Source organism: Paenarthrobacter ilicis (assembly GCF_016907545.1).
Lineage (GTDB): Bacteria > Actinomycetota > Actinomycetes > Actinomycetales > Micrococcaceae > Arthrobacter > Arthrobacter ilicis.
Window position 1 is genome coordinate 755,736 of record NZ_JAFBCD010000001.1, and the last position, 20,482, is coordinate 776,217.

Below are 20,482 nucleotides of genomic sequence, written 5' to 3' on the forward strand. Positions count from 1 at the left end.
TTTGTCCACATAGCCCATCCCTGCGCCCACGTTGTCCGGGGCGGCTGGAATACTGGGGGCATGGCCAACAGCTCCCCACATCCCGCAGTTTCGTTGCAATCACCTACCCATCAGCAGGCGTTGGCCTGCCTCCGCGAGTTGGTAGGGCATCCGGACGCAAAGTTCCATGATGGCCAGTTCGAGGCCATAGAGGCGCTGGTTGATGCCGGGCGCCGTGCATTGGTGGTTCAACGCACCGGGTGGGGTAAGTCAGCCGTCTACTTCGTTGCATCACTGCTGTTGCGCCGGCGTGGTGCCGGGCCCACACTCATTGTTTCCCCCTTGCTTGCCTTGATGCGGGACCAGGTTGCGGCCGCTGCGAGGGCCGGTGTGCGGGCAGTGGCCATCAACTCGGCCAACGCTTTGGAGTGGGACACCGTGCTGGCCCAGCTGGCCGCCGACGAGGTGGACGTTCTCCTGGTCTCACCTGAGCGGCTGACCAACCCCTCGTTCAGGGAGAACCAACTCCCGGAGCTTGTGCGTCGTACGGGCCTCTTGGTCATTGACGAGGCACACTGTATTTCAGACTGGGGCCATGACTTCCGGCCGGATTACCGCCGCATCGCCGACCTGATCGCGCAGCTGCCTGAAACGGTCCCGGTCCTTGCCACCACCGCCACAGCCAACTCGCGGGTGGTTCATGACATCGAGGAACAGTTGGGTGCAGGAGTACTGACCATCCGTGGCGCTCTGGGCCGTGAGTCCCTGCGGCTGGGTGTCCTGAATCTCCACGACTCGCGGGACCGGCTGGGATGGTTGCTGACCCACCTGGGGGACATGCCCGGAAGCGGCATCATCTACACGCTGACGGTTTCCGCCGCGGAAGACACTGCCCGGCTCCTGTCTGAGGCGGGGCACAATGTCCTTGCCTACACGGGACGCACGGATACGGCGGACCGCGAAAGGGCGGAGCAACTGCTGAAGGACAACCAAGTGAAAGCACTGGTGGCCACCTCAGCCCTGGGCATGGGATTCGACAAGCCTGATCTGGGATTCGTGATCCACCTGGGCGCCCCTTCGTCGCCTGTGGCCTACTACCAGCAGGTTGGCCGCGCCGGCCGTGGAGCAGCCAACGCCGATGTCCTGCTCCTTCCCGGTTCTGAGGACCGCGAAATTTGGCAGTACTTTGCCACGGCCTCAATGCCTTCGGCCGAAAAGGCGGACTCTGTGCTCCGCGTTCTCGGGGAAGCAAGCTCAGCCATGTCCACGGTGGCGTTGGAAGCGCGGGTGGACCTGCGCAGGACACCGCTGGAACTCCTCCTCAAGGTCCTTGCAGTGGATGGCGCCGTGGAGCGCGTTGGCGGGGGATGGCGGGCAACCGGCAAACCGTGGCACTACGACGCCGAGCGGTACGCCCGGATTGCCGAGGCCCGTGTGGACGAGCAGGATTCCATGGTGATCTACCAAGACACCGCAGGCTGCAGGATGGAGTACATCACCTCTGTCCTGGATGACGAAACCGCCGCCCCCTGTGGCAAGTGCGATAACTGCGCAGGCCGTTGGTTCCCCGTTGATGTGGCTGCCTCGGCAGCGGACGCTGCCAACCAGACACTTCGCCGCGCAGGTATCGCCGTGGAACCACGTCTGCAGTGGCCCAGCGGAATGGATCGCTTGGGCGTCGCGGTCAAGGGCAAAATTAAACCGCACCAGAGCATCGCAGAAGGTCGGGTGCTCGCCCGGCTCACGGATCTGGGCTGGGGCGGTGCCCTGCGCGAACTGTTTGCCGCCGGCGCCCCGGACCGTGCCGTTGACCCGGCCATGCTCCAAGCCTGTGTCCAGGTGCTTCGTGAGTGGTCCGGGGCTGAAGGCGGAACCCCATGGAGCGGCGTTGGTCGACCAGCTGCAGTGGTCAGCATTCCTTCCCGCAGCAAGCCGCAGCTGGTGAACACCCTGGCGGAGGGGATAGCAGGCATTGGCCGGATGCCGTACCTGGGACAACTGACACCGGAGCACGGTGGACCCACCGGAGCACGCGGCGGGAACAGTGCCTACCGTTTGGCTGGAGTGTGGGACAGGCTGGCTGTCGGGGCCGAGCTTGCGCAGGCCCTGAAGAGTATCGGCGATCAGCCCGTGCTGTTGGTGGATGATCTCATCGACAGCCGGTGGACCATGACGGTGGCCGGGCTCGCGCTGCGTGAAACAGGAGCAGGTGCTGTTCTGCCGCTGGCACTTGCCCAGGCCGGGTAGCGGACCGGACCCATGACCATAAACCCCAACACCGGCGTTGATGCGCCTACGGAAACGGCTTGGCGGCCCCGCTTGGCCCTGCTGGTGGCGGCCACGTTCTTCATGGAGTTCCTGGACGGTACCATCCTGACAACGGCCATCCCCAGCATCGCGTCCGATTTCCATGCCGCCCCCGCCGACATCAACATCACCATGACTGCTTACCTGGTGACAGTGGCCATGGGCATTCCCCTGAGCAGTTGGCTCGCCGAGCGGTTCGGAGCCCGCAGGATCTTTTGCCTGGCCATCGCCGTGTTCACCATCGCTTCGCTGCTGTGTGCAGTGAGCACGGACCTGACCATGCTCACCGTCAGCCGCGTGGCCCAAGGCCTGGGCGGGGCAATGATGGTTCCCGTCGGCACGCTGGTGGTCCTCCGGGGCACGCCCAAGTCCGAGCTTCTGCGCGCCACCGCGTATCTGGTGTGGCCGGGCTTGCTTGCTCCGGTCCTGGCTCCCATGGTGGGCGGCGCACTGACCACGTTCCTGTCCTGGCACTGGATCTTCCTGATCAACGTGCCCTTGGGCCTGGCTGCCTTCATCGCGGCGCTGCGCCTTGTTCCCCGGACATCCTTCGATTCCGGCAGGCGGCTCGACTGGTTTGGCCTGGTGCTGACCACGCTGGGTGTGGGCGCGCTGGTGGTAGGGCTGGAAACACTGGGCGGCCATGCCTCCAACTGGATTGCCGTGGTGGTGGTGGGTGCCGGTTTGGCGTCCCTCGCCGGTGCGGTCTTGTGGATGCGGACAGCCAAAGTGCCCTTGTTCAACCTCGGCGTCTTTGGCACCAGAACCTTCCGGGCCACGTCAACGGGCGGCTTTATTTACCGTTTGACCATCAGTTCAGTCCCGTTCCTGCTGCCCCTGATGTTCCAGAGCGGATTCGGTTGGGACCCTCTAAAAGCCGGTGTCATGGTGGCCGCCGTGTTCGTTGGGAACATTGGCATCAAGCCCGCCACCACACCGCTCATCCGGCGCTTTGGGTTCAAGCCCGTGCTGGTTTTCGCATCCTTCTCCTCGGCAGTGACTTTTGCCCTTTGCGCATTCCTGACCGCCCAAACCCCCGAGCCCGTCATCTTTGCGGTGCTGCTGTTAAGCGGTGCATTCCGGTCCATCGGCTTCTCTGCCTATGCCTCGGTGCAATACGCGGACATCGAGCCCGGACAACTGCCCTCGGCCAACGCAATCTCGGCCACCTTGGTCCAGTTGGCAGCAGCCGCTGGCATCGCTGTGGGTGCGTTGTTCCTGCGGCTCTTCGAAGCAACGCAGATTTTCGGCCCGGAGGGCGTCGCGCCGTACAGGGGAGCTTTCCTTGCGATGGCGGTGCTGATGCTGATCAGCACAGTGGACAGCCTCACGTTGCCCAAGCACGCCGGGGCAGAAGTCAGCGGTGGGGCCAGGCGCACCGTACCGGGTCCCGCCAAACGGGCCTGAAGCAACGCGCCTGAAACCGGGTCTCGGACCCCGCGAACGCCGCAGTCGGTTAACGCAAAAGGTCCCGGTTCGAAAACCGGGACCTGTTCGCGGAGACGGGGGGATTTGAACCCCCGGTGGAGTTGTGCCCCACACTTCATTAGCAGTGAAGCCCATTCGGCCGCTCTGGCACGTCTCCCTTTGCTATTGCTAGCCCACCAAGGATACGCAGAACCTGCGGCCCAGTGCAAAACAGCCACTGGAAACGGGCTGCGCTGGCGCGTAGGTCAGTTCCGTCCGGCCAACGAGCGCCACAGGAAGTGGTTGCTGCGTGCCTGCAGCGCTGCCGCCTGCCGGTTGTCCGAAGCACCGGCATGGCCACCTTCCAGTGCCTCGTGGAACCACACGTCCGGAATCCCCATAGCCTGCATCCGTGCCGCCATTTTGCGGGCCTGCACGGGGCCCACCCGGTCATCCGAAGTGGCTGTCCAGATGAACGTTTCCGGGTAATCCACGCCATCGTGCAGGAGGTGGTAGGGCGAGAAAGTCCGGATGAACTCCCATTGCGCGGGGACGTCGGGATCGCCGTACTCGGCGATCCACGAATATCCCGCGGACAGCTTGGTGTAGCGCCGCATGTCCAGGAGGGGAACACCGCAGGACACGGCTCCGAACAGTTCGGGGTACTGGGTCAGCATGTTTCCCACCAGCAAGCCGCCGTTGGAACCGCCAACGCATCCCAGCCGGGGCCGGCTGGTGACGCCGCGGGAGATCAGGTCCTTGGCCACCGCCGCGAAATCCTCGTAGGCGCGGTGCCGGTTCTCCTGGAGGGCTGCGCGGTGCCAACCCGGTCCGTATTCGCCCCCGCCGCGGATGTTGGCAACAACGTAGACGCCGCCCCGTGAGTGCGGTGCGGAGCCGTCGTCGGACGCCACTGCTGTGGTGCGCCGCTCCAGCCAGGCCCGCCCAATGGACCCGCTGTAAGCGGGTGTCCGCGAGATCTCGAAACCGCCGTAGCCGGAAAGCTGTGTGGGGTTCTGCCCGTCGAGCACCAGATCCTTGGAGGCAACCTGGAAGTAGGGAACCTTGGTGCCGTCTTCCGAGACGGCGAAGTGTTGCTGGACTTCGTACTGGTCTTCGTCGAAGAACGACGGCGACCGCTTCACTTCCGTGTGGTGGCTTGCTACGCCCGGGGTTCCGCTCCCGCCGCCCGGCTCGGTCCGGACCAGGGAGCCGCGGGTCAAGGTGGTGGGGGTGGTGAAGCCGGTGGCCACCAGCCAGAAATCGTTGCCGGCGCCGGCCTCGTCTTCATCGTCCACTGCGTAGGCATTGACGTCGTGCAGGGGCGGGCAGGCATCCAGGACGGTGGAGGCCCACGCCCCGTTGCCGGCGGTGGGGGCGTCCGGCTCCACGGGCAGCCGCGGATCGAGGACCCGGATTTCGGAGGAGACGTCCCGCAGCAGGTTGAGCAACAGGTATTCCCTGGTCCAGCTCCAGGACTGCAAGGAGGTGTGCGCGTCGGGTTCAAACAAGGTCAGCAGCGAGCGGGATCCGGCCAGATACTGCTCAAAATCTGCCGCCAGCAAAGACCCTGCAGGGAAGACGGTCCCGTCCACGTCCCAGTCCTTCTGCGGGCGGAACAGCAGCCAGTCCCGGTGGACGCTGATGTTCACGTCCGTGGGGACATCAACGGCCAGCCATGAACCCTCACGCAGCAGCGATGTGCTCCGGTTGTAGAAGTCGATGTAGTCAACGGCAAAGGTGCGCTCGTAACCCGGCGTGGAGTCGTGAGCCACCATGGCCAGCATGTGGTCCTCAGGGATCTCGTAGAGGCGCTCGGCCTCTTGGAGGGACTGTCCCCGGCCCAGTTTCACCGCGGTCCTGGCATAGGAGGACGAGGTAGCAGGAAGGCCCTCGGCGGTGGTTGAAACCAGCAATGTGTCGGCATCAAGCCAGCTCACGTTGCCTTTCGCGGTGGGGATATCAAAGCCGCCCTCAACGAAGGTGCGCGATTCGACGTCGAACTCGCGGTGGCGGTCAGCGTCACCGCCGTCGGGCGACAGCGAAACCATGGCCAGGCGGTACTCGCTGCCGTCCTCCGGCCGGAGGAACCCGGCGCCGTGGAATACCCACTCGGTTCCCTCTGAAGCTGCCAGTGCGTCAACGTCCAGCAGAACGTCCCACTCCGGCGAATCCGTGAGGTAGCTTTCCCAGGTGGTCCGGCGCCACAGTCCCTTGGGGTGCTCCTGGTCTTTCCAGAAGTTGTAGTAGTAATCCCCGCGCTTGTTCACCATGGCAATGCGGTCCGTTGAGTCCAAAACCTCAAGGATGCCTGCTTCAACACTGCGGTACTCGGGATCGTCGAGCAGTTCTTCGGTGCGGGCATTTTGTTCGCGCACCCACGCCAGCTGCTCTTCGCCGTGGATCTCTTCGAGCCAGATGTTCTCATCTATGGGCTCCGGCGCGACGTCTGCGGCGTGCCGTGGCCCGGATGTCCGGGCGTTATCCTTCTCTGGAAGTGGCGTCTGATCAGCTTGTGTGGTGGTCATCAGCCCATCCAAGCAACACTGCTCAACGGTAAGCAAGTCACACAGAAGTTAGGCTGGAGCGTGGCTAAATCCCAAACCAACCGTGTTGCCCTGCTGGGGGCGGGCCCTCGGGGCACCAGCGTCCTTGAGCGGTTGCTCGCGAACTGGGCTGCAGCACCTGCCGGCGGGGAGGGGCAGTTGCACATCCACGTCGTGGATCCATACCCTGCCGGTTCCGGCCATGTGTGGCAACCGGAACAGTCACGCCTTTTCCTGATGAACACCCAGTCTTTCTATCCCACGCTGATTCCCGAGGACCCCCACCTTGCCCGGCGGTTGACCGGCGGTTCCTTCGACCAGTGGCGTGAGGCCCGCCGTCGTGATGGCGCTGGACTCAACGATGCCGAAAAAGCTGAGCTGGCCACCTTGGACTCACGTGATTTCCCCAGCCGGGCTTTGTACGGCCGGTACTTGCGCCAAACCCTGGCGGCCCTGCTGGAGAAGCTGCCCGACGGCGTCGAGGTCACCTTCCATGAAACCTCCGCCGTCGCTGCGCGCCCCGTTGGCGGGATGTTCGACGTCGAACTCGCCACGGGCGCCAAACTCACGGTGGACTCGGTGGTGCTGGCCCTGGGCCACGTTGAGTCCCGGCTGAATCCTGAGCAACGCTCGTTCAAGAGTGCCGCCGCCGAGCATGGGCTGCTCTACTTTCCGCCCGCGCCGCCAGCGGATGTTGACTGGGAAATGGTGCCGGACCAGCAACCGGTACTGGTCCGCGGCATGGGTCTTAACTTTTTCGACGTGATGGGCCAGCTGACCGAGGGTCGCGGCGGCAAGTTCGTCCAGACCGGCTCGCCGGGTGCGGGTGCGCTGGAGTACCGGCCGTCCGGGCGGGAGCCCAGGATCATCGCGGCATCCCGGCGCGGCACACCGTACCGTGCCAAGGCCGGTCTTGACGGGTATTACCCCAGCAGCATCACCATGCGCTACATGACCGAGGATGCCGTGGACAGGTTCCGGGCAGCAGGCATCCAGCCCGGATTTGATCATGACCTGTGGCCGTTGCTGCATCGCGACGCCTTGTGGGCCTACTACTCCACGCTGGCAGCCCACCAACCCACTGCCATCAAGGATCCGGAGCAATTCCTGGCGGACCTTGAGGATGCACTACGACCCCACGCGCACACCACGGCCAACTGGGAAAGCGATGTTGGCGACCTCGTGGAAAAACACGTGGTCGCTTCCCGCAGGTTGGACTTGAGGGGACTGGCGGCACCCCTGGCCGGACGTTCTTTCGCCAGCCGGCGGGACCTTGATGCCACCATCACCGCCTATTTGGATGATGACGCGCGGCGCTCGGCGCTGGGTGAGGCTGATCCGGTGAAGATGGCCATCGGTGCATTGCACACCGGGCGTGCCATCTTAAAGTCGGTGGTGGCCGACGGCGGCATCACCGACGAGTCGTGGTTGGCGGGCCTCAGGGGCTGGTTCGAATCCTTCGTGGAAGGACTCGCCAGCGGTGCTCCAGCGGTACGTTCCGAACAGTTGGCGGCCCTGGCGCGGGCAGGCGTGGTCAGCTTTGTGGGTCCCGACCCCAAGTTCAGTGTTGACCGGGGCGCCAAGCTGTTCAAGGCGTTCTCTCCGTGGGTCCAGGATGATCCCGTGGAAGCTCCCACGTTGATCGAAGCGATGTCCCCGGCCAACCGCGTGGGAATCAACCTTTCCCCGTTGCTGGAACAGCTCATGGCTGATGGTTTGGTCCGGACCAAGATCATGATGAGCGTTGAAGGCACGCCGATGCAGACCACGGGCCTTGATGTGGAGCCGCACCCCTACCGCCCACTGGCGGCCAACGGGACGATTACCCCGAACCTGTACGTCCTGGGCTTGCAATTGTCTGCCTCGCAGTGGGGCACGGCCATCGCTGCCGAAGCCCGTCCCCGGACCGGCAAGACCTACTCAAGTGGCCAGCGCACGCTTCGCGATGCCGATGAGATTGCGCTGAGCATCCTGAACCGCTGAGCATCCTGAACCGCTGAGTGTCCTGAACCGCTGAGTGTCCTGAACCGCTGAGCATCCTGAAGATCCACTAAAAGGGCCAGGGCCCCTCACCATCTTGGTGAGGGGCCCTGGCTTATTTACTGTCGGCCTTACTTATTGACGAGGATCAGCCGCGCAGGCACCTCTGGTACTCCACCCAAGCGAAGGCGTACCGCAGCCAGCCCACGACGTCGTACCACTTGGAAGGCTTCACCGGGGGAGTGCACTGGGGCGGAGTGGGTCCGCTCGCGGCCACCTTCACCAGTGCCTTCACCACGGTTCCGCTTTCGACGGCGGTGAGCACCACGGTGCCCGTCCCCGCTGCAGCGGCTGCCGGAACTTTCAGGTTCACGGTCGCTGCACCGGCGTTGACCGGAACCTGTCCCAGCACCACTGCCGCTCCCTTGGCGTCCACGAACACGGCCTTCAGGGCGGTGTTTGCCGGGCTGCCAATGGAGGTGAGGTTGAGCTTGGAGACGGCGAGGGCCACGGCCTCACCGGCCTTGACCTCGGCTGCCGTGGTGTTGGCAACAGCCACAGAACGGCGGGCAAAGTCCGGGGATACGGGGTTGTGTTCGCGCAGGTACTTGATCCACGCGTCCCGATCCACCAAGCCGGTGTCCTTGGTGTTGGTGCCTTCCTTGAACACCCGGAAGTTGTCGCCACCGGTTGCAAGGAAGCTGAACGTACCAATCCGGTACTGCTTTGCCGGATCAATGACAGTGCCGTTCACCCAGATTCCGGTGATGCGGTCGCCCGCCGGACGGGCAGCGTCGTACGTGTAATTAACGTTCTTCGAAACACCCAGTTGCTGGTAGGGCCGGCTCGGGACGGTGCCATCAGCGTTGGTTTGCCACTGCTGCTCAAGCAACGTCTTGAACTGCGCGCCCGTCAGGGACGTGGTCCAGAGGTTGTTGACGAACGGCAATACCGCGTTGGCTTCCGAGTAGGTGATGGTGCCATCCGGTGCGTAGTAGAGCTCGTTACGCAGACCGCCGGGATTCACCACGCCGATCTCGGCAGCGCCCAGCTCGGGTGCCTTGAGGGTATCCACCAGGGAGTCGGCCACCAGGTTGCCCAAGGTGGATTCGCTGGCACGGTCATCACGCTTGGGGGCGCCGCCGGCCGGGTCCGGTGTGAAAGCCGTGGTGATATCGGCGGTCACGGCCCCCACGGGCTGGTTGCCGATCTCGGCCGCTTGGGCCACGGCCTTGTCCACGATGGTCTTCACTTGGGCCACCCGGGGGTATGCGGCAACAAGGCTGTCCGCTGTGTCCGTGGTGCGGTCCACAACTGCGGCTTTGTAAGCAGTGACGGCCTTGCTGGCGGTGTCCACCGTCAAGGTCACGGTACCGACGTTCTCACCGTAGTTACCGGTCTGCACGATGGGCCGGGTTTTCCCGGTGGGCTGGCCATTGGTATCCAGGATGGGGGCATCCCACGCGTATTCCTTGTGGGTGTGCCCGGTGAAGATGGCAGCCACATCGGGTGTGGTTTGGTTGACCAGCTTGGCGAAGGGGCCGCCTGCAGCCACTTCCTGGGCCAAGGTGGCGCCCTCCGGGGTTCCGGCGGCAGCACCGTCGTGGTTTTCCACAATGATGATGTCGGCGAGGTTCCCGGCCTTGATTTTTGCTGCCACCCGGTTGATGGCGTCCACGGGATCGCCGAACTCCAGGTCCGTGATTCCGGCAGGAGTGACAAGGGAAGGGACTTCCTGCGTGACCGTGCCGATCACGGCCACCTTCATGCCGTTCATGTCCAGGACCTTGTACTCCGGAAGAACCGGGGTGGTGGTGCCCTTTTGGTAGACGTTGGCGCCCAAGTACGCGAACTTCGCGTTGTTCCCGCCATTGATGACGCGATCACGCAAATCCGGCCAGCCGCCGTCGAACTCGTGGTTGCCCACAGCGGACGCCTGCAGTTCCAGGGCGTTCAGAACATCAATGGTGGGCTGGTCCTTCGCTACTGACGAGGCGAAGAGGGAGGCGCCAATATTGTCGCCCGCAGAAATAAATGCGGTGGCTCCGGGGGCCGCTGCCGCGCGGAGTTTCTCAACGGTTCCGGCGAAGAGCACGGTGTTGGAGTCGATCCGGCCGTGGAAATCGTTGATCCCCAGGAACTGCAGATCAACGGTGGCCGGTGCGTCCGGTGCGAGGTTCAGGCCCACCACCACGGGGTCGTGGTCGCTGGCCCGGAATTCGTTCTCCGCATAGTAGTTGGTCACATTGTTGTTATACCTGCTGTACTCAAGGGCCACGGACTCCACTGAGTTGATGTTCCAGATGTCAGTTCCGGTGACCTTTGCTGCGGCTGCCGGTGAAGCGAGGATGTGGTCCAGGGATCCCACCATCCCGCCGAACAGGTAGGAGTGCTTCCCGGTTCCCACTTCCAGGTCCTTGTACCCGGCGCCGGTCAGGACGTTGATGGGATCTTCCTTGGCGTAGGCATTGAAGTCACCAATCAGGAAAACCTTGTCGGTTCCCTTGGATGCCTGCAAGTCTTTCGAGAAGGAAAGGAGGGATTCTGCCTGCTTGGTGCGGGCCACGTTGGACGCGCCCTGGCCCTTGTCCGTGTCGTCCGGTGTTGCTGCGGAGCCCTTGGACTTGAAGTGGTTGACGATCGCAATGAATTTCTTGTCGTCCGCTGCACCTACGGGCTTGAACACCTGGGCCAGCGGCTTGCGGGCACTTGCGAAAGCCGCGGTGTCGTTGTGGATGATCGACTCACCCACGGGCTCGGCCGTTGCCTTTTTGTAGATGAAAGCGGTGCGGATCATGTCCTCATCGCTCAACGGGGGAGCGTTGGCGGGCGTCCGCACGTAATCCCAAACGCCGGGTGTCTTCACGTTCAGGGCGTCCACCAGTTTGGACAGGGCGTCATCACGGTTCTTGCCGAACTGGGCCGAGTTCTCGATTTCTTCCAGCGACACCACGTCCGCACCGGATGTGGTGATTGCCGCAACGATCTTGCTTTGCTGGCGCTCGAAATTCTCCGCATTGGCGGCGCCGCGGGCGTTGCAGCCTTCCTTGACCGTGATGGGGTTGCCTGCGCGGTCGGTGTAGAACACGCAGCCGCTCAACTGGTCACCGGTGGTGGGGAAGTAGTTCAGGACGTTGAAGGACGCCAGCTTGAGGTTGCCACCAACATCGGCCGGCCCGTCGGGACGGGTGCTGGTGAACGTCGCCGGTTGGGCACGTTCCGCGCTGGTGGGTGTCAGTGCTTCGAGGGGCTGGAACTTCCAGGAGTTGTTGCCGTAACCCAGGATCACGTCTGTCCGGAACGTCGCCGGCGAACCGACGCGCACGGGGTTGGACGTTGTCAGGTAGGGCAGTTCCTGTGCCTTGGTGGCGGCGTCCTTGAGGAAGTTGGTGGAAGCGCCGTCGTCGAGCTTGATGCCGCGCAATGCGTTGTCCGCCACCACGGCGGCGTATTCCGGTGAGCCGTACGTGGCTACAGCTGTCGGCTGGACCAAGGGGGAGGTACCTGCCGCCAAACCGATCTCGCCGTACTGGTTCAGGGAGTAGTTGTCCGTGACCGTGAAAGGCCCCTCAGGCGAAACCAGCATGCCTTCCAGGTTCTCGCGGGCAGCCTCATTCGCCGGAAGTGCGAAAGGTGTGGACTTGACCTCGGGTGCAGCTTCGGTGAGCTTCTTTAGTCCCGCTGCGTCCACAGTCATCTGGGTCTGGTTGGCGAATTCGCTGACCGCTCCGGTGACTTCCAAGTAGTCGCCTGATTGGACCGTCCCCGCCGTCGTGGGCGAGTAGATGAACAAAGCGTCCGACGCCGTCCTGGCCGCCCCGGCGGTTCCCCCGCCGCTGCCGGGGGTCTGGAGGTAGTAGCCGTTCAGTCCGCCCGTGGAGTAGACGGCAGTGACTTTACCGCGGGTTGTGACGGTGCTGCCGACGAACGGGCTCGCAGGGCCGGTGCCCTGGATCTCGGCAATGGTCTTGGCGCCTGTCACGGGCCCGGGATCGGTGGGGGGAGTCCCGCCGGTGGACGCGGTCGGCGTAATGGTGGCGCTCAGGGTGAAGTCGGCGGCGTTGGAGTCCGTGTCCACGCCGTTGGTCCGGTTGATGCTCTTGACATCAGTGTTGCTGGTGGGAGCCGGAGCCACGGCCGTTTCGAACGTGTTCGATGTCCCATAGCCCAGCAGATCAGCGATTGCAGGATTGCCTGTGACCGAACCCGTGGGAAGCGGCGACACCGCAGTGCCCTGCTTCGCCAGGATCAGCGTCCCCGTTGTACCGCTGGGGTTGAGCGTGCCGGACGCCTGGACATCAGGTGCCGGCAGCGCCGGTGCCGTGGATGTACCACTGTTCGTGGCGCCTTGGACCAGGAAGTATCCCTTGGCCGGAATGCTTCCTGTCAGGGGGGTGATGCCTGTTGGTGCCGTGGTGGTGCCGGCACTCCTGTACTGCAGGGACCAGCCCGCCAGGCTGACCGGAGCATCGGAGCTGTTGTACAGCTCCACGAACTTGTTCTTATAGGCGGCGCCATTGCTGCCGCCACTCAGATAGGCCTCGTTGATCACCACCGGCGAAGTGCCGGCCGCGACGGGCGCGTTGTCCACTGCCATGGCCGGTGCGGCTGTCAGTGGGGCTGCAAGCAACCCCACTGACAGAACCGTTCCGGCTACTGTCTTCCAATGCTGGTGCATCCGCTCTAACTTTCATCAGGGAGCCCTGTGGGGTCTCTTGGGACGACGTCCACTGTCTTGTGAAGTGGGCGATGTGCCGGAAGTTACTCCGGGTAAAGCTGCCTCAGACGTAGCAGAACACGAACGGATGAATGGGAAGTGGATCAGTGGTGGCCGGAGAGTGCCTTCACTGTCCTCCAGAGGGTGCGCAGTCGGGTGGCTGCGCTGATGCGGGTGCGCCTATTTGGCTGCGCCCTTCAAGGTTCCGGCAGTGGAGGTACCTGAGGCGCCGCCGATCAAGCAGACGATCTCACGGTCCTTGGCCTTCCACGTATCGGACGTGGGGTAGAAATAGGTCAATTCCAGAGTGGATTGATCGAAGGGCACACCCACGAAAGTTGCGAACTCCGTGCCACAGAAATCTTCCGACTGTTTGGCCACTTCCTCCTGGCCGGGGTAATCGTCGGCCACAATGTTCTTCGCCGCGTACGCCTCGAGGTCGTGGTTTTGCTCGCACGGGATGACGGAGACGTCCTTGACCTCGGTGCCGGATGGCTCTGCGATGCAGTCCCCAACCTTGACCTTGAAGGCGTCGGCAACGGATGTTTCAGTGGGCTTGCCGGTGTCATCCCGCTTGGCGTCGCCGCTGCTGATGAGCGAACAGCCGGCCAGAGCCAAAGAGGCCACGGCCACCAGGGCGGCGGTGTGGAGTGGTTTTGCGCGGTGGAGCATTCTGGTCCTTCCCAGATGGGCCACAGAACGTCTGGCGGACGCCGGCTCTGCGGTCAACGGCGAGGGACCAAACAGGACCTGCCGCCGGCTGATCCCCCAGCGCCGGCAACAGGCGGGTCCGTCCAGCGGCTCTTGGGTAGGGAGCAGCGGGACGGACCTGAAAAGCAACAGTCTAAGCGCCTTGGCCTTGGTCCTGAACCACCCTGAAGACGGCACCTGTGGGATCAGACAGGGTAGCCAACCTGCCGAACGGACTGTCCTCTGCGGGCTGCGTCACCGTAGCCCCCAAGGCGATGGGCTTCTCCACCGTGGCGTCCGTATTTTCCACGCAAAAATAAACGCTCCACATGGATGGCACCTGTTCCGGAAGGAAGCCGGCCGCGTCCATGATCCCTGCCTTGGAGTCATCCCCTGAGCCCAGGGTTGTGTAACGGAACTCGGGGGTGTCGCTCATGACATCCGTCTGCCAACCAAAGACGTTCTGGTAGAACGCAATGGCGGCGGCGTAATCCTTCGACAGCAGCTCATGCCATGCGGGAGCACCCGGCTCAGCTGCCAGTTCAAAACCCTTCATTTCACCGAACTGCCAGGCTCCGATGGACGCTCCGGAAGCGTCAGCGTACATGGCCATGCTTCCCTGCGCGGGAACGTCCATGGGTTCCATGTAGACCTGGCCGCCGTTTGCCGCGGCAGCCCGGGTGGTGGCCTGGATGTCATCAGTACGCAGGTACGTGGACCAAAGATCCGGCATTGCGGTCATGTCCGGCTACTTGGCCATCATTCCTGCCACCATCTGGCCGTCCTTATAGGCAGTGATGTAGCCGCCATACGTTTCCTGATCACCGGTTTCGTAGGTCCAGCCAAAAATTGCCGTATAGAAGGCCTTGGCCTTTGCGGTATCGGAGGTCATCAAATCGATCCAGCACGGCGCACCCGGAGTGATATCAGGCTTGGGCATAGGTCAGGCTCCTGTGGTCAAGCCGCGGCCGGAAAGCTACGGCAAATGTCAGTGGGTTCGAGACAAAAGAAGACTATGCGGGGGGTCTGACAGTTTCAATGACTTCCGGTTGCCCGGTCTCGGTTGCGCACAAAAATGCCCCGGGTGGCAGCACCCGGGGCATCTCTTGGCGGAAGGTAAGGGATTTGAACCCTTGGTACGGGGTTACCGCACACTGGTTTTCAAGACCAGCTCCTTAGGCCGCTCGGACAACCTTCCTCGCCTAGTAGTGTTTCATAGGGAGTTGGCTGTTCCAAAACATCACGTCTTCCTGTCCCTGCCCCGGGTCCGGCAGACACGCTAGAAAACCGGGAGTTCGTCATGAAAGCCGTCTACATCTCAGAACCTGGCGGGCCCGAAGTCCTTGAAGTCCGCGAGGTACCGGCTCCGGTACCCGGCCAAGGCGAGGTACTGATCGACGTCGTTGCCGCAGGCCTTAACCGTGCAGATGTCCAGCAGCGCCGTGGGTTCTACCCGCCGCCGCCAGGGGCGTCGGAGGTTCCCGGCCTTGAAGTCTCCGGCCGGATCGCGGCCTTCGGTCCGGGCGTGACCAAGGCATTTTCCGTAGGAGACAAAGTAGTAGCTTTGCTCTCCGGGGGCGGCTACGCACAACAGGTGGCCGTGGCGGCCGAGCAGGTTCTGCGGGTTCCGGAGGGCGTTGACCTCATCACGGCTGCGGCCCTGCCGGAGGTTGCCGCCACGGTGTATTCCAACCTCATCATGACTGCACAACTCCAGCCGGGCGAAACCGTGCTGATCCATGGCGCCACAGGAGGCATCGGCACCTTGGCCATCCAGCTGGCCAAGGCGTATGGCGCCACGGTGGCCACCACGGCCGGCACCGATGAAAAAGTCAGTACCGCCAAGGCGTTCCTCGGGGCGGACATCGCCATCAACTACGCGGAGGAAGACTTCCCGGAGAGCCTGAAAGCGCAAAACAACGGCAAGGGCGCCGATGTGATCCTGGATGTCGTGGGTGCCAAGTACCTCCAACAGAATATTGATGCGTTGGCTTATTATGGCCGGCTCATCGTTATCGGGTTGCAGGGAGGCGCCACGGCCCAGATCAACCTGGGTCAGCTGCTCAGCAAGCGTGCCGCAGTTATTGGCACCGCCCTCCGGCCGCGATCCGTCGCGGAAAAAGGCATCATCATGACGGCCGTGCGGGAGTCCGTTTGGCCCATGGTCACCGACGGGCGGATCAAGCCCCTGGTGGCAAAGACCTTCCCCCTGGATCAGGTCAGGGAAGCCCACCAGTACTTCGACTCCGGCGAGCACGTTGGCAAGGTCCTGCTGCTCCTCTGATGTGTCCGCCACCCCGCAGGGAGGAGTTCCATGTCCATCCGGCACAGCCTGCTTGCCCTGCTTCAGGACCGGCCCCGTTACGGGTATGAACTGCGTGTGGAATTCCAGGACCGCACGGGATCGGCCTGGCCGCTCAACATCGGCCAGGTCTACACAACCCTGGACCGTTTGGAGCGCGACGGTTTGGTCCGCAAGGACGGCGACGACGGCGGCGGGCACGTCGTCTACAGCATCACTGACGCCGGGGCAGAGGAAGTCGCGGCGTGGTTCGCCGGGGCAGTGGACCGTGGCACTCCGCCGCGGAATGAAATTGCCATCAAGCTGGCGCTCGCCGTGAGCATTCCGGGAATCAGTGCCTCCGAGGTCATCCAGGCGCAGAGGGAAGTTTCCCTGCGCGCCCTTCAAGAGCACACCCAGGCGCGCAAGATGGTCTCAGCGGGCCAACGGCCCGAGGACACGGCATGGCTGCTTGTTCTTGACTCGTTGGTTTTCCACGCTGAGGCTGAAGTCCGGTGGCTGGATCTGTGCGAGGCCAGGATGGTCCAGGCGCAGGGGATTTCGGGTCAAAGCTAGGCTGCCGCCTCGAGGAATGGCGTCATGAAACGGTCGCCCGCCGCACGTCCATGACCGCCCACCGAGGGGTGGCCTGACGTCAGCGTGTGCGGCCTTTACATGTCAGTGGCAATTGTTAGTGTGCTTGGAGGCACGTGGCGAAGCGGTCCCCACCGCGGTTTTCGCCACAACGGCATGTCCCATCACCGCAGCAATTCTCAAGGAGGAGATATGGGTAAGGTTCCAGACCACGCCGGATTGAAGGAAGGACTGGACCCATCCCTGCCCTCACCGGCAGTGGATGATTCGGTCCGAGATGCAGAAGAGCGCCGCTGGACGCCGGCAAAGATTGGCCTCTGGGTTGCGATTTCACTGGTGGGCGCAGTGGCGTGGTTCATGGTGGCGTTGGTCCGTGGAGAGACGGTCAATGCCATCTGGTTCGTTTTCGCTGCGGTGTGTACGTACCTGATCGGATACCGGTTCTACTCCAAGGTCATTGAGCGCTACCTGCTTAAACCGGATGACCGCCGGGCGACCCCGGCCGAATACAAAGCGGACGGCAAGGACTATGTCCGCACCGACCGGAATGTGTTGTTCGGCCACCACTTCGCAGCAATTGCCGGCGCGGGCCCTCTGGTGGGACCGGTCATTGCGGCCCAGATGGGCTATCTCCCCGGCACCATCTGGATCATCCTCGGCGTCGTTCTTGCCGGTGCTGTGCAGGACTACCTGGTGATGTTCTTCTCCATGCGCCGCGGCGGCCGTTCCCTGGGCCAGATGGCCCGTGAGGAGCTGGGCCTGATTGGTGGCACCGCTGCCCTGATCGCCACCCTGTTGATCATGATCATCATCGTTGCCATCCTGGCGCTCGTGGTGGTCAACGCCCTGGGTGAGAGCCCGTGGGGTGTGTTCTCGGTGGGCATGACCATCCCCATTGCGTTGTTCATGGGGGTCTACCTGCGCTTCATCCGTCCCGGCAAGGTGATGGAGGTGTCCATCATCGGTTTCGTGCTGCTCATGGCGGCCATCATTGGCGGCGGCGCCGTAGCCGGGACCGAGTGGGGAGCAGCCTTCTTCCACCTGGACAAGGTGACCATTGCATGGGGCCTGATTGTGTACGGATTCATCGCAGCAATCCTGCCCGTATGGCTGCTGCTGGCACCGCGCGACTACCTCTCCACGTTCATGAAAATCGGTGTGATTGTGATGCTGGCATTGGCCATCATTGTGGTGCGCCCGGAAATCACTGTGCCGGCCTTCAGCGAATTCGCCGGCAGGGACAACGGGCCGGTCTTCTCCGGTTCACTGTTCCCGTTCCTTTTTGTCACCATCGCCTGCGGAGCGCTCTCAGGATTCCATGCCCTGATTTCCTCAGGAACCACGCCCAAGCTGATTGAAAAGGAACGGCAGACCCGGTTCATTGGCTACGGCGGGATGTTGATGGAATCCTTCGTAGCCATCATGGCCCTGGTGGCTGCCATTTCCATTGACCGTGGCATCTACTTCGCCATGAATGCTCCTTTGGCGCTGACCGGCGGCACCGTGGAGACGGCCGCCACCTGGGTGAACAGCCTGGGCCTGGCCAATGTGAACATCACTCCCGACGTTTTGGCGCAAACCGCCAAGGACGTAGGGGAGGAGAGCATCATCTCCCGTTCCGGCGGAGCGCCCACCCTGGCGGTCGGCTTGGCGCACATCATGCAGCAGTTCATAGGTGGGCCGGGCATGATGGCTTTCTGGTACCACTTCGCCATCATGTTCGAGGCCCTGTTCATCCTCACCGCCGTGGACGCCGGGACACGCGTTGCGCGTTTCATGCTGCAGGATTCCATTGGGAACTTCATCCCCAAGTTCAAGGAAGCCTCCTGGCGGCCCGGTGCCTGGTTGTGCACAGCCATCATGGTGGCGGCTTGGGGCGCTGTGCTGATCATGGGCGTCACAGATCCTCTCGGTGGCATCAACACCCTGTTCCCGTTGTTCGGCATCGCCAACCAGCTCCTTGCCGCGATTGCTTTGGCCGTCTGCATGGCCATTATTGCCAAGCGGGGCACCTTCAAGTGGCTGTGGATCGTGGCCGTGCCGCTGGCCTTTGCCGCCGTAGTGACCATCACGGCAAGCTTCCATAAGATCTTCTCGCCCGTACCGGCTGTGGGCTACTTCGCCAACAACCAGGCCTTCTCCAAGGCTCTGGCTGACGGGAAGACGGAGTCCGGCACCGCCAAGTCGGTGGCTGCCATGGAAGCCGTGGTCCGGAACACGGCCATCCAAGGGTGGCTTTCCGTGATCTTCGTGGTGTTGAGCATCATTGTGATCATCACTGCCCTTCTGGCCACTTTCAAGGCCTTCCGGGCCGGAGGTGCAAAGGGTCATGAGGACCCAGCGGTGGCATCCAAAGTGTTCGCGCCTGCCGGGCTGCTTCCCACGTCCGCGGAGAAGGCTCTCATGGCTGAATGGGATGCCCTTCCCGCAGCCAGGAGAAGCGAAAAGGCCGGACATCACTGATGAATGCCATCACCAAGGGCTTCCGGGGCTTTGCCGCTTACATGGGATCACTCATGGGAGCGGATGCTTACAGCAAGTATCTGGAGCACTTCGAGGACTCGGACCATGCCGGTCCCGCCATGACCGAACGCGAGTTCTGGCGGGACCGGATGGATCGGCAGGACACGAACCCGCAGGGTCGCTGCTGCTGAGGTGAAGCGGCCCGGTAAGGCCTCGTCCGGGCACTTGGAGGTTTCGCTACGAACGAAGTCCAAAATGCCAGCAGGGACGGGGCCCGGACCGGAGCTCGTGAGAGTATGAACAAATGAGCGATCTGAACAACATTCAGCCCACGGATGAGGCTTCGGACGACACTCCTGTGGAGGGAACCACCCTGGACGACGCCACTGAACCTTCCCTGGATAACGCGGCCGGCCCCTCAGCTGCCTCGGAAGACGAGGAGAAGGGCGCAACAGCCAAGAGGAGCGGCCTCCATGAGCTGGTGGACGAGCCCGCCAAGGTAATGCGCATCGGCACCATGATCCGGCAGCTGCTGGAAGAAGTGAAGAGCGCTCCCTTGGACGACGCTGCCCGGGGCCGTTTGGCGGAGATCCATGAGCGGTCCATCAAGGAACTGGAGGACGGGCTTGCCCCCGAGCTCCTTGAGGAATTGGAACGGATCAGCCTTCCCTTCCCTGAGGGCAAGGCTCCATCGGATGCCGAGCTCCGGATTGCGCAGGCTCAGCTGGTGGGCTGGCTTGAGGGCCTGTTCCATGGAATCCAGGCAGCGATGGCCGCCCAGCAGGCTGCGAGGGAACACGCCGCTGCCCAGAACCACCTCAAGCAACTCCCACCGGGAACTGTGATTGCTCCCGGCATTGTCATCGGCGAGAACGGTCAGCCACAGCGGGCGGCAGCACCGGGCGCACCCACGGCATCGTCTGGCCGCTTGGACGATCCCGACCATGGCCCAGGCCAGTACCTCTGAGCTGATGGTGGGATTCTTTGGGGCCGTCCGGCAGGGGCGGAAAGACGATCTGGAACTTGGCAAGGGGTTGTGGCGCCGTGCCCATGATCGTTTCCACCGTGGCCTGGACCGGTATCACCAGGTGCTTGAAGGCGTTGATGATGACCAGCTTTACAACGAGCTGGTGGAGGTAGCCAACCAGCTTGCCGGGTTGTCCCCGCGCATCCGGATCATTTGCGTGGAGGCACAGAGGCGCTCCCCGAGCGATGGTTTGGATGTCCCCGGGGCGTTGGCCGGCGTCCACAGGGCGTTGTCGAAGGCCGGCAATTCGCTGGCCACCACCGCCGAGGCTGCAGCCATGCTGCGGCTGGCTGTGGGGCCGGTGCCAGTAGGAGCGTTGTCGGTCCGCAGGCGGGCTGAGTCTGTTTTCGAGCAAGTGGCCGACGCCGAGCGGCAGCTCAACGCCTGAAGTCCGGGATTCGCCAGTACCCGGATTTCGCAAATAAGCGCAGCGTTAGCAATTACCCGCGCGCGCCGTTATTCCCTGCCAACAGGAAGTTAAGCGGTTAGCT

Annotated in this window: 12 protein-coding genes, 2 tRNA genes and 1 pseudogene; 9 read left to right on the plus strand and 6 right to left on the minus strand. The window is 63.1% G+C overall.

Translation table 11 applies throughout. The features are described 5' to 3' along the window. The first annotated feature begins 60 nt into the window (after positions 1-60). The gene (locus JOE60_RS03590) at positions 61-2,226 is read left to right on the plus strand and encodes a RecQ family ATP-dependent DNA helicase (RefSeq protein ID WP_167265017.1); all 2,166 of its coding nucleotides are present in this window, start codon (positions 61-63) and stop codon (positions 2,224-2,226) included. A 12-nt stretch (positions 2,227-2,238) separates the two neighbouring features. Then, on the plus strand, positions 2,239-3,693 hold the full coding sequence (locus tag JOE60_RS03595; protein ID WP_167265016.1) for an MFS transporter: 1,455 nt from the start codon (positions 2,239-2,241) through the stop codon (positions 3,691-3,693). A gap of 90 nt (positions 3,694-3,783) precedes the next feature. Here the strand turns inward: JOE60_RS03595 and JOE60_RS03600 are convergent. Together JOE60_RS03600 and JOE60_RS03605 are read right to left on the minus strand one after the other, a co-directional pair. Continuing rightward, positions 3,784-3,871, minus strand: a tRNA-Ser gene (locus tag JOE60_RS03600). Positions 3,872-3,959: 88 nt separating this feature from the next. Next, entirely contained in the window at positions 3,960-6,221 is a 2,262-nt protein-coding gene (locus JOE60_RS03605; protein ID WP_167265015.1) for a prolyl oligopeptidase family serine peptidase, read from the minus strand. 60 nt (positions 6,222-6,281) lie between these two features. Between JOE60_RS03605 and JOE60_RS03610 the strand changes: the two genes are divergently transcribed. Continuing rightward, positions 6,282-8,222 carry an FAD/NAD(P)-binding protein gene (locus tag JOE60_RS03610; protein ID WP_167265014.1) on the plus strand — a complete coding sequence of 647 codons (1,941 nt, stop codon included), beginning with the start codon at positions 6,282-6,284 and terminating at the stop codon, positions 8,220-8,222. Between the two features lie 145 nt (positions 8,223-8,367). Here the strand turns inward: JOE60_RS03610 and JOE60_RS03615 are convergent, their stop codons facing one another. The 4 genes and pseudogenes from JOE60_RS03615 to JOE60_RS03630 all read right to left on the minus strand — a co-directional run bounded on the left by JOE60_RS03615 (position 8,368) and on the right by JOE60_RS03630 (position 14,824). Beyond that, complete coding sequence (locus JOE60_RS03615; protein WP_167265013.1) at positions 8,368-12,897, minus strand: ExeM/NucH family extracellular endonuclease; 4,530 nt, start codon at positions 12,895-12,897, stop codon at positions 8,368-8,370. Between the two features lie 219 nt (positions 12,898-13,116). Further along, positions 13,117-13,608: a septum formation family protein gene (locus JOE60_RS03620; RefSeq protein ID WP_167265012.1), complete on the minus strand. Its 492-nt coding sequence runs from the start codon at positions 13,606-13,608 to the stop codon at positions 13,117-13,119. 172 nt (positions 13,609-13,780) lie between these two features. Beyond that, a pseudogene (locus JOE60_RS03625) lies at positions 13,781-14,566 on the minus strand (VOC family protein). A 167-nt stretch (positions 14,567-14,733) separates the two neighbouring features. Then, positions 14,734-14,824, minus strand: a tRNA-Ser gene (locus JOE60_RS03630). A gap of 102 nt (positions 14,825-14,926) precedes the next feature. Between JOE60_RS03630 and JOE60_RS03635 the strand changes: the two genes are divergently transcribed. The 6 genes from JOE60_RS03635 to JOE60_RS03660 all read left to right on the plus strand — a co-directional run bounded on the left by JOE60_RS03635 (position 14,927) and on the right by JOE60_RS03660 (position 20,379). Continuing rightward, complete coding sequence (locus tag JOE60_RS03635) at positions 14,927-15,910, plus strand: NAD(P)H-quinone oxidoreductase (RefSeq protein ID WP_167265011.1); 984 nt, start codon at positions 14,927-14,929, stop codon at positions 15,908-15,910. A gap of 30 nt (positions 15,911-15,940) precedes the next feature. Then, positions 15,941-16,483 (plus strand): PadR family transcriptional regulator, encoded by a 543-nt coding sequence (locus JOE60_RS03640; RefSeq protein ID WP_167265010.1) that lies wholly within the window; start codon positions 15,941-15,943, stop codon positions 16,481-16,483. Between the two features lie 210 nt (positions 16,484-16,693). Next, positions 16,694-18,964, plus strand: coding sequence for a carbon starvation CstA family protein (locus tag JOE60_RS03645; protein WP_167265009.1), 2,271 nt, complete (start codon positions 16,694-16,696; stop codon positions 18,962-18,964). Continuing rightward, positions 18,964-19,155, plus strand: coding sequence for a YbdD/YjiX family protein (locus JOE60_RS03650; RefSeq protein ID WP_167265008.1), 192 nt, complete (start codon positions 18,964-18,966; stop codon positions 19,153-19,155). Before JOE60_RS03645 ends, JOE60_RS03650 begins: the two co-directional genes overlap by 1 nt. Before the next feature lie 113 nt (positions 19,156-19,268). Then, the gene (locus tag JOE60_RS03655; protein ID WP_167265007.1) at positions 19,269-19,931 is read left to right on the plus strand and encodes a bacterial proteasome activator family protein; all 663 of its coding nucleotides are present in this window, start codon (positions 19,269-19,271) and stop codon (positions 19,929-19,931) included. Between the two features lie 7 nt (positions 19,932-19,938). After that, entirely contained in the window at positions 19,939-20,379 is a 441-nt protein-coding gene (locus JOE60_RS03660; protein ID WP_167265686.1) for a hypothetical protein, read from the plus strand. Positions 20,380-20,482: the final 103 nt, after the last annotated feature.